The sequence below is a fragment of the Roseovarius atlanticus genome (assembly GCF_001441615.1).
Taxonomy (GTDB): Bacteria; Pseudomonadota; Alphaproteobacteria; order Rhodobacterales; family Rhodobacteraceae; genus Roseovarius; species Roseovarius atlanticus.
Window position 1 is genome coordinate 1 of sequence record NZ_LAXJ01000008.1, and the last position, 12,992, is coordinate 12,992.

At 58.0% G+C, this 12,992-nt stretch carries 18 protein-coding genes; 8 read left to right on the forward strand and 10 right to left on the reverse strand.

Annotation, left to right across the window (positions count from 1 at the left end; all coding sequences use genetic code 11):
• The coding region (locus tag XM53_RS23415; RefSeq protein WP_456238905.1) for a hypothetical protein at positions 1–193 on the forward strand (193 nt) is incomplete at its 5' end.
• A 472-nt stretch (positions 194–665) separates the two neighbouring features.
• Here the strand turns inward: XM53_RS23415 and XM53_RS22425 are convergent.
• From XM53_RS22425 to XM53_RS08870, 3 genes are all read right to left on the reverse strand, one after another.
• A complete protein-coding gene (locus tag XM53_RS22425) occupies positions 666–1,781 on the reverse strand; it encodes an acetamidase/formamidase family protein (protein WP_082630858.1) in 1,116 nt (371 codons plus the stop codon).
• Positions 1,782–1,888: 107 nt separating this feature from the next.
• On the reverse strand, positions 1,889–2,758 hold the full coding sequence (locus XM53_RS08865) for an ImmA/IrrE family metallo-endopeptidase (protein WP_057792432.1): 870 nt from the start codon (positions 2,756–2,758) through the stop codon (positions 1,889–1,891).
• Between the two features lie 3 nt (positions 2,759–2,761).
• Positions 2,762–3,091, reverse strand: a complete 330-nt coding sequence (locus tag XM53_RS08870; RefSeq protein WP_057792434.1) for a helix-turn-helix domain-containing protein — start codon at positions 3,089–3,091, stop codon at positions 2,762–2,764.
• A gap of 134 nt (positions 3,092–3,225) precedes the next feature.
• Here XM53_RS08870 and XM53_RS08875 point away from each other — a divergent pair, with 134 nt between their 5' ends.
• Together XM53_RS08875 and XM53_RS08880 are read left to right on the forward strand one after the other, a co-directional pair.
• A complete protein-coding gene (locus tag XM53_RS08875) occupies positions 3,226–4,527 on the forward strand; it encodes a site-specific DNA-methyltransferase (protein ID WP_057792436.1) in 1,302 nt (433 codons plus the stop codon).
• Positions 4,524–5,240, forward strand: a complete 717-nt coding sequence (locus XM53_RS08880; protein ID WP_057792438.1) for a DUF5681 domain-containing protein — start codon at positions 4,524–4,526, stop codon at positions 5,238–5,240. Before XM53_RS08875 ends, XM53_RS08880 begins: the two co-directional genes overlap by 4 nt.
• A 421-nt stretch (positions 5,241–5,661) precedes the next feature.
• Here the strand turns inward: XM53_RS08880 and XM53_RS23905 are convergent, their stop codons facing one another.
• From XM53_RS23905 to XM53_RS08895, 4 genes are all read right to left on the reverse strand, one after another.
• On the reverse strand, positions 5,662–5,796 hold the full coding sequence (locus tag XM53_RS23905) for a hypothetical protein (RefSeq protein ID WP_268873919.1): 135 nt from the start codon (positions 5,794–5,796) through the stop codon (positions 5,662–5,664).
• Between the two features lie 108 nt (positions 5,797–5,904).
• On the reverse strand, positions 5,905–7,533 hold the full coding sequence (groL, locus tag XM53_RS08885) for a chaperonin GroEL (protein WP_057792440.1): 1,629 nt from the start codon (positions 7,531–7,533) through the stop codon (positions 5,905–5,907).
• Between the two features lie 44 nt (positions 7,534–7,577).
• Complete coding sequence (locus XM53_RS08890) at positions 7,578–7,865, reverse strand: co-chaperone GroES (RefSeq protein WP_057792442.1); 288 nt, start codon at positions 7,863–7,865, stop codon at positions 7,578–7,580.
• A gap of 193 nt (positions 7,866–8,058) precedes the next feature.
• Positions 8,059–8,295, reverse strand: a complete 237-nt coding sequence (locus XM53_RS08895; RefSeq protein WP_057792444.1) for a hypothetical protein — start codon at positions 8,293–8,295, stop codon at positions 8,059–8,061.
• Between the two features lie 150 nt (positions 8,296–8,445).
• Between XM53_RS08895 and XM53_RS08900 the strand changes: the two genes are divergently transcribed.
• Complete coding sequence (locus XM53_RS08900; protein ID WP_057792447.1) at positions 8,446–9,180, forward strand: Crp/Fnr family transcriptional regulator; 735 nt, start codon at positions 8,446–8,448, stop codon at positions 9,178–9,180.
• Positions 9,181–9,238: 58 nt separating this feature from the next.
• Here XM53_RS08900 and XM53_RS08905 read toward each other — a convergent pair whose 3' ends face one another.
• The 3 genes from XM53_RS08905 to XM53_RS08915 form a co-directional block, all read right to left on the reverse strand.
• Complete coding sequence (locus XM53_RS08905) at positions 9,239–9,427, reverse strand: hypothetical protein (protein WP_057792449.1); 189 nt, start codon at positions 9,425–9,427, stop codon at positions 9,239–9,241.
• Between the two features lie 306 nt (positions 9,428–9,733).
• Entirely contained in the window at positions 9,734–10,147 is a 414-nt protein-coding gene (locus XM53_RS08910) for a hypothetical protein (RefSeq protein WP_236544447.1), read from the reverse strand.
• Positions 10,144–10,575, reverse strand: coding sequence for a hypothetical protein (locus XM53_RS08915; protein WP_057792454.1), 432 nt, complete (start codon positions 10,573–10,575; stop codon positions 10,144–10,146). Before XM53_RS08915 ends, XM53_RS08910 begins: the two co-directional genes overlap by 4 nt.
• A gap of 267 nt (positions 10,576–10,842) precedes the next feature.
• Between XM53_RS08915 and XM53_RS08920 the strand changes: the two genes are divergently transcribed.
• The 4 genes from XM53_RS08920 to XM53_RS08935 are packed head-to-tail and all read left to right on the forward strand — an operon-like array spanning position 10,843 to position 12,978.
• Complete coding sequence (locus XM53_RS08920) at positions 10,843–11,157, forward strand: hypothetical protein (RefSeq protein WP_236544448.1); 315 nt, start codon at positions 10,843–10,845, stop codon at positions 11,155–11,157.
• Positions 11,154–11,507 carry a hypothetical protein gene (locus XM53_RS08925; protein ID WP_057792457.1) on the forward strand — a complete coding sequence of 118 codons (354 nt, stop codon included), beginning with the start codon at positions 11,154–11,156 and terminating at the stop codon, positions 11,505–11,507. The genes XM53_RS08920 and XM53_RS08925 overlap by 4 nt, the downstream gene beginning before the upstream one ends.
• Positions 11,504–11,977, forward strand: coding sequence for a hypothetical protein (locus XM53_RS08930; RefSeq protein WP_236544449.1), 474 nt, complete (start codon positions 11,504–11,506; stop codon positions 11,975–11,977). Before XM53_RS08925 ends, XM53_RS08930 begins: the two co-directional genes overlap by 4 nt.
• 44 nt (positions 11,978–12,021) lie before the next feature.
• The gene (locus XM53_RS08935) at positions 12,022–12,978 is read left to right on the forward strand and encodes a hypothetical protein (protein WP_144435497.1); all 957 of its coding nucleotides are present in this window, start codon (positions 12,022–12,024) and stop codon (positions 12,976–12,978) included.
• Positions 12,979–12,992 lie beyond the last annotated feature (14 nt).

Sequence of the window (12,992 nt, forward strand, 5' to 3'; positions counted from 1 at the left end):
CAATGGACCAAAGACCGACGATGCACTAACATTTAACCCGGACCACTCGATGGGGGCAGTCCACCTTGCGCCCGACATCGTTCGCGATGTCCTCGAAGGCCGGCAACCCATCGGCTTCACATCCGAGTGGTGCTTGCGGCATGACTTGCCCTCGGACTGGACCGAGCAGCGCCAGCATCTGGCGACTCTCTGATACCACTCTTCTCAACCTCGTATGGTGAAAATGGCGACCTGAGACTTTGTCGTATTTGTCGGCTATTTACGCCGTGCATTCTGGTCTCAGGGAACGCGGCCATCCCGCAAGGCTTTGAAACCACGGCAGAATGCCGAGACTACCTTGCATGGTCTGGATTGCAGGAAGTGCGTGGCTGTGCAGCCAGTCTCAGGCTATCCGGTCTCTGGGCCGAAACCGCGATTTACAGGGAATTTACAGGGAAATTTGGCGATTGGAGGCGGGTATTCGGGCTGATCAGCTTGTTTCCGCTCGGATGTAGTTCGCGTTATCAATGGGTTAGGGTGCAATTCCCTGTTCCTACAAAAACAGGGAATTTAGTTGCGCGCATCAAGGAAAAATCAGGCGTGATCAGGGAAAGGTTTACGGGATAACACGGAATATGGATCTGAAGAGAAGCTTCAACCGCGGCATTGCATGTCGAGTGTTCCAGTCATTCGAAGATCGACAAATCCAGTATGACGCTGGCGGTGAAGTTTGGCACGTTTACCATCTGACTGATGCGGAGATCTGCGGCGAGACTGCAAATAAGGTAGGCTTGCTGGAAATCGTACCCTCGTGTCCGCATGAGATGTTCGACCATATTGAGCAATGCGTTTTCAACTGCCTTGCCAATATCTGAATGTGTCGCCTGACCTTCTCTTGTAAACGACTGACCGGTTGTTGCAAAGAACCGCTTTGGTGGCTGGGACTTGTTTGGGGTCGACCTGGTAAAACTGAACTGCGGGTCCTTGATGTTTCGGTTTGCGGCAACGCGCTTGTGGACGCGGAACCTGCAATCTAGAGATGCGCCCATTTCCAACCCCGAGACACACTCTCCCTCGCCCTGCAGGAAATGTGCGTCACCGGCGGAAAACAGGGCGCCTTCTACAAAAACGGGAAGAAATAGCGACGCACCGGCCGTTAGCTGCCGAATATCGAGATTGCCGCCATTAGAGCGCGGCGGAATTGTTCTCAGTCCGCTCTGCGCGATTGCCTCGTCTGCCGGCACGACTGACTGAGAGCAAGTTGGCTGTGCAAAAGGCAAGCTGAGGCTTTCTTCGTAGCATTTACTTTCTTCGATCATTTCATAGCTTGCGGCCACGCCCATGACGCCCATGAACGGCGCGCCTGGAAACCGGGCCCCAGGGATCTGTTCGGAAACGGCCAGGCCATTGCCTATATCGAAATGGGCGAGATATCGATCAGGACTGTAGTCGGCGAGAACGCCAAGGGTGTGATATTGAATGGCAAATCCGTAGTTTTGGGGCAGAACATCAAGGATTTCGACTTCCAGAAGGTCACCCGGTTCAGCACCCTCAACATTGACTGGCCCGGTCAGCGGATGCATCCGACCCGCGTCCAAGTTCTCCAATATTTCCACGCTAGAACCAGGAACAATCTGGCCGTCGGCGGCATCTCTTGTTTCGAGCCTGACTGTTTCGCCTGGTGCTGCGGTCAGGATGGGTTGAATATCTGGGTGCCAGCGATTGTGGCCTGTCAGCGGCTCTTCCAGCAATGATAGAGCACGATTTATTTTTAGCGCCTTCTGAATTTCAAAAGCCGACATGTTCGTCCCTTATTAATTCTTCCGTTGCATGGCCGTTCGGTCCACCCAACCATAAACCATGGTAACTGTTTCAGGTTAGATCAGAACGTCGATCTCAACGCAGGACCCTACCGAAACCCGGGCTCGCCGAGTTCGCGATGGTAGGGATCCGGTTCTTCGTCGAGGTCGTCTGGCCCAGGCTTGTCCGCCCAGAGCAAGGTCACGGCATGACCGGACGGCGACTGGCGCGTCTGCTCGAATATCTCGATATCGTCGCTGCTGGTCCAGGCCATGGGCGGAGACTCCGAGAAAGCGGTGAAGCCAGACCTACTTTCCGCATGCACGCGGAAGGCTTGCGTGGTCTGGGGCAGACGATCCCCTTGCTTGAGTTGGATGAAACAAAAGTCGTTGCTCTTGTGCCAATACCGCACTCGGGCATCCTTTGACCAGATTGCAGCCAACGGCTCAGACCGTTGCTCGATCAGTCTGCGGACGCAGGCTTCGAGGCTGACGTCCAGTTCGTCGCGCAGCTGCTGAGCGTCATGCAAATCAGGATCTTCCGACAGATACTGATCTACTGCGGCGAAAGGGGCGAGGAGGCCGATCGCAAACTGGTTGGCCCGGGTCTCCTGTTTTTGGTGCCGGCGGCCTTCACGCGTTTCTTTCAGGTCCTGTGCGCGACACCGGAAACCATTTTCTGATGACAGGACGTGATGCTCCAACAGAAAGTGCCCCAGTTCATGCGCGATCGTGAACCTCGCCCGGCGCAGCCCACGGCGGGTGTTGGCAAGGATCGCCCCGACTCTGCGTGCCTGATCCGTCAGCAGCATGCCCTCGAAGCCATCAAAGCTACCGGTCCGAACTTCGGAGATATCCAAGGCGGTCGCGATGTCCTCCACGGGCACCGGCAAGACAAGATCGCCGATCTGTGTGTGGATAGCCTTCGCCAACCGGTCGGGCTGGCGGATGTCAAAGAGATCAATCCTGTCGAGCTTCACGCGTCAGCCCGCTTTCTGCGCCCGTGTTCTCAGGGACTTGATCATGTCCTCGACGACGGCCCGATCTCCCTCGGACAAGTCTTCGAACCCGCGATGCAGACGTGCGATCTGCAAGGCGGCGGCATCGGGCTCGTCGGCATTGCCCACAAGCGCGTCGATCGACACCCCGAAATGCCGCGCCAACTTCTGGACGAGTTCGAAAGAGGGGTTGCCCGTGCGCCCCTTTTCAAGCTCCCAGACATGCGCCTTCGAGACGCCAACCGCGTCTGCCACCTGTTGCAAGGACTGGCCGCTCTTCTGGCGCAGGCTGAACAGACGTTCTCCAATAGCCATGCTTCTCTCCCGTTTGATGTGTCGAACGGGACGATACACCCAAGCTTTACGAAAGGCCAGTCGTTTGATATATCTTACGATGGCGGTCGATTCTTGCGGTCGACCTTCGAGCAGAAGCAACAAAGGAGCCGGACATGGCCCAAGCAGACGTAGAACTGATCGCGATCAGCGATCTCGAACCCTGGGCGCGCAACGCCCGGACGCATTCGAAGAAGCAGGTCCGCCAGATTGCGGAGAGTATCGAGACCTTCGGGTTCACGAACCCTGTCCTGATCGACGAGCGGCGGACGATCCTGGCAGGCCATGGCCGCGTCGAAGCGGCCAAGTTGCTGGGACGCGATGAGGTGCCGTGCCTTCGTCTCGACGACATGAATGAAGACGAGAAGCGGGCCTACGTTCTGGCCGACAACAAGCTCGCCTTGAACGCCGGCTGGGATGAGGATCTGCTCGCGGCGGAACTCGGCGCGCTGATGTCGACGGATCTCGACTTCGATGTGTCTATCACCGGCTTTTCCATTCCGGAAATCGACGGCGTGCTGGCCAGCGTTGCGCCTGAAGAACCGGGCGATCCGGAGGATGATCTGATGCCTGGCGAGACTGCGTCCCGGGTGCGGGAAGGGGACGTGTGGCAGTTGGGGCAGCATTGGCTGGTCTGCGGCGATGCACTCGAGGGCGCGGTCGTCGAGGAATTGATGGCCGGCGAGTTGGCGCGGATGGTGTTCAGCGATCCGCCCTACAACGTGAAGATCGATGGCCATGTAGGCAATTCCGGCAAGATCCAGCACCGCGAGTTCGCCATGGCCTCCGGCGAGATGACGGTCTCGGAATTTACCGGGTTCCTGGAGCGCGCCTTCCAGAACATGGCGGATCACAGCGTCGACGGCTCGATCCATTATCTCTGCATGGATTGGCGGCACATGTCGGAGATGCTGGCGGCGGGGCAGGGGGTGTTTGACGAACTGAAGAACCTGATCGTCTGGGCCAAGGACAATGGCGGCATGGGGACCTTCTATCGCTCGCGCCACGAGTTGATCTTCGTCTTCAAGAAAGGCAAGGCCGCGCATGTCAACACGTTTGAGCTGGGCCAGCACGGACGGTACCGCACCAATGTCTGGGAGTATCGCGGCGCCAACAGCCGGCATGCGGGGCGTATGAACGAGCTTGCGCTGCACCCGACGGTCAAGCCCGTGCAGATGATCGCCGATGCGATCCGGGATGTCTCGGGTCGCGGTGAGATCGTGCTGGATCTCTTTGGCGGTTCGGGGTCGACCATGATCGCCGCCGAGAAGACCGGCCGTCGGGGGTATCTTTGCGAACTGGATCCGATCTATTGCGATCGCATCTTGGCCCGCTGGGAAGCCTACGCGAAGGACGAGGCAGAGCAGCTGGTCTGTGGCTGGCAGCCGGCGGCCGTGACACTGGAGGCGGCCGAATGACAGACAAGAAGATCAAGCTGCCGGTCCAGAAAACTGATGCCGACTACCAGGTGGGATATGCCAAGCCGCCGGCGAACACGCGGTTCAAGCCGGGCCAGTCAGGCAACCCGAAAGGCCGCCCCAAGGGCGCGAAGAACAAGCGGCCGAGGCTCAACGAGGAGCGCCTGAAAGGGATCATCCTTGACGAGGCCTACCGCAATATCACGGTCCGGGACGGGGACCGCAACGTGACGATCCCGATGGCCCAGGCCGTTGTGCGATCCCTGGCGGTCAACGCCGCAAAGGGCCTGCATCGCTCGCAGCGGCTTTTTGCGGAGATGCTCAGTGCAACCGAGCGGCAGAACAAGGAACTGGCGGACGAGTGGTTCAGCACCGCTCTCGACTACAAAATTGAATGGGACCGGGAGCTGGATCGCCGCCGGCGGTTGGGGATCACGGATCTGCCGGAGCCTGTGCCGCATCCCGACCAGATCAAGATCGACATGAACACGGCCGAGGCGCGCATCAAGGGGCCTGCAACGAAAGAGGAAAAGGCGCAGCTCGAGCTATGGCTCGAGCGGAAGGAGATGTTCGAAGCAGAGCGCGACGAGCTGCTGAAGGATATCGAAGCTGAGGATGACGCTGATATCCGCGTTCGCATGGAAGAAGACTTGCAACAGGTCGACCGGGTGCTGGAGATCATCGACAAGCTAGTCGAAAGGATCGGGTATTGAAACGGTCTAGGGTCCCGCTTCAGAAGTCTATCTTGGATTGCGGTCGTCAGCCGGAACAAAGGGCGGAAAGCGGACATTCTCTGCGCCTGCGAAACGGTCTACTCATGGATCGCCGAGATGACATTCCTGCCGGTATGGAAGCGGAGTTCGGTCAGCGCCTCCGCTCAACCGCTTCCGGGAAAAATGACCGGTGCCGCGAGCAGCTCCGGGGCCTGCTTGCTCCGAAAGAGCCGAAAATACGTTGGTGTCGTGTTTCGTTTCTTGCACGCCACGCTTGTTACGAAAAGCTCATGGGTCCGTTGCCGAGCGGCGTTCGGCCTCTCTCAACTCGAAAGTAGATACCGGGTACTGAAAAAAAGCGTCGACGTGTGGGAAAACGTCGTCATGTACACTGCTCACGGAAAAAAGCATCTATCACTGTCTATTTCTTTTTGTGTTCACCCAGAGTGGTCACGTTTTTTCCCGTCTTGAAGTCGGATGTCGCAACGACCTTTTCCTTCACCTTTTTGGGCTTCTTCGCTTCTTTGTTTCCGCGCTTCTTGTCACCTTTTGACACTTCATTTCCTCCTTACCATATTTTCAGTTTCCGATGTCATTGTGGTCTTTGTTCACGCTCATTTTGCGGATTGACGCATCAAGGGCCCTGCCTACGCGGCACGGACGCTTACATTATCTCGCCCACATCGGACATTTCTCTGCCGGCAGCGGCCGTTTGCGGCTTTTGCGCCACCATCGCTTCGGTCGTGATCAGTAACCCGGCGATGGACGCGGCATTTTCGAGTGCGATCCGTACGACTTTAGTCGGGTCGATGACACCGGCCCTCAGCATGTCGCCGTACTCCTCGGTTTGCGCGTCGAAACCGTAGCTGCTGCTGTCATTCTCGGTCACTTTTCCTACGACAACCGATCCGTCGACGCCCGCGTTTCCGGCAATCTGGCGCAGCGGTGCCTGGATCGCTCGCCGGATTATCTTGACTCCGGCATCCTGGTCGCTGTTCTCACCTTTTAGTGTCGCCAGCACCTTGCCTGCGTGGACCAGAGCCACGCCGCCGCCGGGCACAACACCTTCTTGAACCGCAGCACGCGTTGCATTCAGCGCATCGTCCACACGGTCCTTTCGCTCCTTCACCTCGATCTCGGTTGCACCGCCAACCCGGAGTACGGCGATGCCGCCGGCAAGCTTAGCCAGTCGTTCCTGCAGCTTCTCCTTGTCGTAGTCTGAGGTGGTGTCCTCGATCTGCCTCCGGATCTGGGTGACACGCGACGCGATTGCCGCCTTATCGCCGGCCCCTTCGATGATTGTCGTGGTATCCTTGGTGATCTGGACCTTCTTAGCCGTGCCAAGCATGTCCATTGAGACATTCTCCAACTTGGTGCCCAGGTCTGCGGAAATCACCTGGCCGCCTGTGAGCACAGCAATGTCTTCCATCATCGCCTTGCGGCGGTCTCCGAAGCCGGGCGCCTTGACAGCCGCGACCTTAAGTCCGCCACGGAGCTTGTTGACGACCAAGGTCGCCAACGCCTCGCCCTCGACGTCCTCGGACACGATCAGCATTTGCTTCTCGGCCTCCATCACAGCCTCCAGTAGCGGAACCATGGAGACGAGAGAGGTCAGTTTCTTTTCGTGCAGGAGGATGACACAGTCATCCAGCTCGACGAGCATCTTCTGGGCGTTCGTGATGAAATAGGGACTCAGATAGCCACGGTCGAACTGCATGCCCTCGACCACTTCGGTCTCGGTCTCCAGCCCTTTGTTTTCCTCGACGGTGATCACGCCTTCATTGCCGACCTTGGCCATCGCATCTGCTATTTGCTGGCCAATCGCGACCTCTCCGTTAGCTGAAATAGCGCCAACCTTTGCGATCTCATCGCTGTCGCCAACGGGGCGGGATATGGCCTTGATCTCGGCCACGACAGCCGCCACTGCCTTGTCGATCCCGCGTTTGAGATCCATCGGATTCATTCCGGCCGCGACCGATTTCATGCCTTCACGCACAATCGCCTGGGCCAGCACGGTTGCGGTCGTGGTGCCGTCGCCAGCCTCTTCATTGGTGCGCTGCGCAACCTGCTTGACCATCTGCGCGCCCATGTTTTCGAAATGGTCCAGCAGTTCGATCTCCTTGGCGACGGTTACGCCGTCCTTGGTGATGCGCGGCGCACCCCATGACTGATCGATTATGACGTTTCGCCCCTTGGGCCCGAGGGTGACCTTCACGGCGTTGGCCAGCGTGTTGATGCCTTTCAGCATACGGTCGCGGGCATCGGTACTGAATTTGACGTCTTTGGCAGACATTGGTTGTCGCTCCTGAGAATGAAGTTACGGCGTCGGAATCGGAGTCAGGCCATGACGCCGAGAATGTCGCTCTCCTTCATGATCATGAGATCTTCGCCATCGAGCTTGATTTCCGTCCCCGACCATTTTCCGAACAGGATCCGGTCGCCCGCCTTGACGTCCATAGCGATCCGGTCGCCATCCTCGCCCCTGACGCCGTCGCCAACCGCAACGATCTCACCTTCCTTCGGCTTCTCTTTTGCGGTGTCAGGGATAATAAGCCCGCCGGAGGTCTTCGCGTCGCCTTCGATTCGGCGGACGAGGACCCGGTCGTGGAGTGGGGTGAACGACATACAAGTGCTCCTTTTTCGGATGTCCAAGGGAGCATGGCAATGTTCGGAAATTCTTTGGCGCTCGCCATACCGGAGGGCCAATACTGATCAAATGATGGCTCAGCAGTTCTTTAACAATAGCACCGCAGAAATATCTTCCTGCTTTCTTCCAGCTGAGGCACGGGAGCCATGATCGGTTCGTCGAGGCTCAACTTCACGAACGCCGAACGGAGTTCCCGCCCACGAGGATCGCTTTAATCAGATCTGCCACGGCGCGGTGGTTTTCTTTTTCCAGGTCGGTGCCGTCGGCGTTCTCATGGGTCGCTGCAGCGTCAAGAAGTACGCCCAAGATTTCGTTCTCAGGCAGCAGCCCGCTATCGTTCATGGCAAGCAACAGGGCCTCACAGATTGACAGGGCGGCTTGGCCTGCGTGCTCGCTCGCCGTAAACATCCGTCGTCTCCTTCCGTCCTACCATGCCTCGCTTGGAGTGGGGCTTGGATTAATACGTACTTCTCGCAGAGACTTCACTATGCTGGACTGATCCAGAGCAGTGCCCGGGCCGATTTTTTGCACTCAAATGGCAGTACGCCAGGGAACCCTATGATTTTAGCAAAGCAGAGCCCACTGACCCGAAAGCTCTCAGCCTTCGTCGCCTTGTCGGAGGCTGAACTTGCCGTGCTCGAACGGCTTCACCAACGCCGCCGGATCTTTGCCGCGGGGCGCGACTTGGTGCATCAGGGGCAATCGGATCAGGCCGCCTACATCCTCTCAAGCGGATGGGTTTGTTCCTACAAGGTCCAAGCCGATGGTACCCGCCAGGTCGTCGATTTCCAGGTGCCTGGCGATTTCTTGGGCCTGCGCAGCGTGCTATTGCGCACCTCGGACCACAGTTTCGAGCCGATCGTGACGATCGAGGCGGCGGAGGTCCTCAAGTCAGATCTCCTGGTAGCCTTTGCGCAGACCCCGCGTCTCGCGACTGCCATTCTCTGGGCGGCGTCCCGTGACGAGGCGATGGTGGTCGAGCACCTTGTCGGGATCGGCCGTCGCGACGCGGATGCGCGCATGGCACATTTTTTGCTGGAAATCGGATCGAGACTGGCCTTGGTGGCAATGGGGAATAAAGAGGGGTACGCATGTCCGCTCACGCAATACCACCTCGCGGATGCTCTGGGGCTGAGTGCGATTCATGTGAACCGTATCTTGCGACAACTTCGCGAAGCTGGGCTGATGACATTTCGCAAGGGCCACGTGACGTTTGACGACTATGAAGGACTCGTGAAACTGGCCGAGTTTGATCCGGCATATCTAGACCAAACCGGGCCGTTGCTGAAGTAACTTGGCCGCCCGTCAACTTTCGGCAGGCGGCCTCGGCGATCAGGTCAGACGCAGGGCGTCACGCAAGCGCGTGCTTTGCGGCGTCGAGTTCCTTGTTGGTCTCGGCGTCGTTCTTCGCCGTATGTGCCTTTTCGGCAGCCCGATAGTGCTTCAGGGCTTCATCCTTCTTCGGCCCATCGGGCGCCTTGTCCCAATCGGCTTTGACGGATTTCATCTTTTCGGCAGTTTTCGTATTTTCGGAAGACATTAACGTAGTCCTTTCATGGACAGTCCGAGAATAAGAAGCGTGCCGGCATGCCAACCAATTTGCAATTTGCAGACCGACACACTTCTAGGATACTCGAAATAAAATGCCCTACCAAATATTCGGCGGGCACACCCAACGTTACCAATACCGGCGTTTTGCCGCACTGACGCAGGTTAGCCTAGACGCGAGACACTGCGGATTCTTGCTATGGTTCAACTAAAGCATGCCTGCGGTGAAGACTGGTACTGGTCCGTAGCCCCATGCCCTGAACGCTGACGCCTGCCCCGGTTGGTCCACCGTATGGACTCACATCACGGCCGTTTGCTGATGGGAAAGTCTCAGCCAATTGCCTCCGTCGTTAAGGTAGGTGGAGGCGCAGAGGGCTTTGTAGATCGGCACTTCAGGCTTTTCAGCCGAAGCACGGTAGGTGAGAATGGCGATCTCACCGCCGCCCGTCACGCGGCGTTCCGTCATGACGACGGAACGCCAACCAGTTCTCTTTTTGAGATGGTCCCACATCAGATCGCCCTGGAGAATGCCCGGTGGATAAGGAAAGACCATGACCGCGTTGGCGGCACTCGTTGTCCGCGCGCTGTCCGAGCCACTGGTCCAGAAGTGTTCCTCCATAACCCAGAGGTCGTCTTGTTCGCAGGGCGAGAACTTCCCGCTTCGGTGGGCCACATGATCTGGAAGGTTTTCGGTTCGATGAAGCGTGGTCATTTGCCCGCTCCCGACCCGGCAAGAATGAGCATCGGCAGGATTACGAAAACTATGGAGAGCACGACCCAGATTACTCCGCTCAAGCCTGGGTGGGCGTCGGCGGCAATTGAGGTGGCCCGCGTTGTGTAACCTGACACCGGGCCTTCAGGAAGCAACTGGCTCAGGTCTCTTGCAACACTGTCGTGATCGCTTGCGAGCGTCGGAACATCCCGAAAGCGAGCAAGCAGCGTTCCCAACCGTTTCTGAGCCGCGTCGCGCTTCAGCCGGACCAGTTCGGCGGTTTCCATCCAAGGGTCGAGGTCGAGCCGCGCGAATGTGGAGAGTACCGTCACAACATATCCATTCCGGTCTTCTCCGACCGACGCATAGAGAAATCGCTCGAACTCGGGCGGGTGCGGGTTGAGAACATCGGGTTCGGTCATGGTCATTCCAATCCTTGGGTGAAAGAACGCAAATCGTTCCGGTTTTCCCGAAGGATACGGGCTGTTCAGTTTGGGCGCCCTTACACAGGTCAGTGCTGGCCATTGTTTCCCGCACGTGAGCGACGGGTTTTGTGCCCGGGACTAACCTGCGTCAGCGCCGGCTGGCCGATCCCGATGTACAAAGAGTGGAATCGCTTGACTGGTTAGGCTCGGAATCTGAGGGGCCGTCGACTGTCGTGAGCGACAAAACTGCCGACATCGCGGAGACCAGACATGAATATGCGGTCGACAAGCTCGACAGTAACTTTCTTGAAGCCGTTTACCCTCGGGAGAGATCCGGACGAACTGCCAGCAGGCGACTACGAAGTCGTTGTCGAAGAAGAACTTCTACAAGGGCTGAGCTTCGAAGCCTATCGTCGAACAGCAACTTACCTGATGGTGCGCGGCAGGGGGAGCCATGCAGGTCGCGCCCAGTTGCGCACGATCTCTGAAAAAGATCTGAACGAGGCGCTGAGACGGGATGCGGCCACATTCGAAACCAACAAAAACAGCGACGCGGCGCTTTCTCCGCAGGAGGATCGAACATGAACTTTTCCGCACGGCTCAAACCCGGGCTTTATGGTGCGTTGATTGGCGCGGTAGTTGTCGGTGTCGTCGGTTTCACCTGGGGAGGCTGGGTAACCGGAGGCACCGCGAACGACAGGGCAGAAGCGATGTCGCGCGACGAAGTTATCGCCTCCATGGTGCCGGTTTGCCTCGATATGGCACAGTCCGACCCATCGCGGACGGACAAGCTGGCAACGATCAAGGCGGCCGCGACCTACCAGCGGCGCGAGGCTGTCATGAAGACCGGCTGGGCGACGATGCCGGGAACCGATGCGCCGAACCGGGATATTGCGCAAGCTTGCTTGGCTGTTCTCGAGATCGATGAAGGATGAACCGCACCATGCGGATTGCATCACCCGAAACAACTGACCTCGAGCGCCGGGTGCTGGCGCACGAACGCGTCCTGCAATCACTGATCGCATATATGGCGCGCACCGAGCCACGGTTCACCGATCATCTGCGAGAACGGTTCGTCGAGCCGATGAGCACCGCCCGACACGAACACGACCACCGCGAAACCGACGACTATGCGGAAGAATTCATTCGCGCCGTGATACGCCTTGGGGAAATGCGCGCGCCAAAAGCAAAGGAGGCGAACGTGTCTGACAAGCTGCCATTGCCGCCGAAAAGCAAAGTGGAAAAAGAAACTTCCATAGACTGGCCAGCGCGGCGCAGCGGGGTTCAGGTGCGCGAAAGAAATGGCATTTGGGAGGTGAAGGTCGATGGCAAGTTTCGTGGCGACTACCACCAGAAAGAACATGCGCTTGCAGCAGCAGCCTTGCACAAGTTGTCACGCCGATGACTTGTAGCACCCGCCCAACTATCTCACAGGAATTCTCGATAGAGGTGGCCGAGAACGAAGGAATGCCATCGAGGTCTGGTTCCAAGGACGTTTCGCCATCAATCTCGCTCAACGAAGGTGTCACAGAAACGCTCACGCTTGGGCTACCGAAGACTCGCGCGGCAACCAACGAACCCCGTTCTGCAGAAGAAATGCCGTCGATACAGCACAAGGACCCGACGACCCGCCCGATTGCAAGGCTAATCGCCAGAATGACAGTCGCGGCCGGTTTGATCGCGTCTATGGCCTTCCCCGTCTTTGCGCAGGATGGCACTGGCCCGATCCCGCAGAACGCCCAGTCGCGCAGCTATGGTGAAGGCTGGAACTGTGATTTCGGTTATCGGGTGGATGGCGCCGAATGCCTGGCTCTCGACATCCCTGAGAATGCCTTTGCAACGGGTCGGTCCTACGGTTTGGGCTGGGAATGTGGGCGGGGGTATGCAGCGGTCGAGGGGTCGTCCTGCGCGGCGATTCCGGTGCCCGACAATGCGTTCCTGCGATCCTCGGGATACGGCTGGCAATGTGATCGCGGGTACCGGAAGGATCGCGAAAACTGCGTTCTGATCGACCTGCCGGACAAAGCTTATCTCACCGACGACGGTTCAGGCTCTGGATGGACCTGCGAGCGCGGTTTTGCCGCCAGTTCGGGCGCATGCGTTCCGATTGCGGTTCCCGAGAATGGTTATCTTACCAATGCGGAATATGGTTACGAATGGACCTGCGAGAGGGGCTTTTTCAAGATCGATAGCCGTTGCGATCCCGTTGTGCTCCCGGCGAATGCCTTTCTGGTTTCGGAATCCTATGGGCCGGCATGGCGCTGTGAGCGAGGATTTGAGAAAAGTGAAAACGCCTGTTTTCCGATAGACCTTCCAGCCAACGCACACTTGGATCGTTCCGGAAACACATGGCGCTGCAATCCCGGTTTTCGGTCCTCGGACGGGGCGTGTGTTCTTGGACGATAGTGCGCAGCGATCAG

Bases quoted from the DNA above. Each gene is read 5' to 3' on its own strand.
- XM53_RS22425 (WP_082630858.1), bottom strand. From the start codon at position 1,781: ATGTCGGCTTTTGAAATTCAGAAGGCGCTAAAAATAAATCGTGCTCTA.
- XM53_RS08870 (WP_057792434.1), bottom strand. From the start codon at position 3,091: ATGGCTATTGGAGAACGTCTGTTCAGCCTGCGCCAGAAGAGCGGCCAG.
- XM53_RS08875 (WP_057792436.1), top strand. From the start codon at position 3,226: ATGGCCCAAGCAGACGTAGAACTGATCGCGATCAGCGATCTCGAACCC.
- XM53_RS08880 (WP_057792438.1), top strand. From the start codon at position 4,524: ATGACAGACAAGAAGATCAAGCTGCCGGTCCAGAAAACTGATGCCGAC.
- groL (WP_057792440.1), bottom strand. From the start codon at position 7,533: ATGTCTGCCAAAGACGTCAAATTCAGTACCGATGCCCGCGACCGTATG.
- XM53_RS08890 (WP_057792442.1), bottom strand. From the start codon at position 7,865: ATGTCGTTCACCCCACTCCACGACCGGGTCCTCGTCCGCCGAATCGAA.
- XM53_RS08895 (WP_057792444.1), bottom strand. From the start codon at position 8,295: ATGTTTACGGCGAGCGAGCACGCAGGCCAAGCCGCCCTGTCAATCTGT.
- XM53_RS08900 (WP_057792447.1), top strand. From the start codon at position 8,446: ATGATTTTAGCAAAGCAGAGCCCACTGACCCGAAAGCTCTCAGCCTTC.
- XM53_RS08905 (WP_057792449.1), bottom strand. From the start codon at position 9,427: ATGTCTTCCGAAAATACGAAAACTGCCGAAAAGATGAAATCCGTCAAA.
- XM53_RS08910 (WP_236544447.1), bottom strand. From the start codon at position 10,147: ATGACCACGCTTCATCGAACCGAAAACCTTCCAGATCATGTGGCCCAC.
- XM53_RS08915 (WP_057792454.1), bottom strand. From the start codon at position 10,575: ATGACCATGACCGAACCCGATGTTCTCAACCCGCACCCGCCCGAGTTC.
- XM53_RS08920 (WP_236544448.1), top strand. From the start codon at position 10,843: ATGAATATGCGGTCGACAAGCTCGACAGTAACTTTCTTGAAGCCGTTT.
- XM53_RS08925 (WP_057792457.1), top strand. From the start codon at position 11,154: ATGAACTTTTCCGCACGGCTCAAACCCGGGCTTTATGGTGCGTTGATT.
- XM53_RS08930 (WP_236544449.1), top strand. From the start codon at position 11,504: ATGAACCGCACCATGCGGATTGCATCACCCGAAACAACTGACCTCGAG.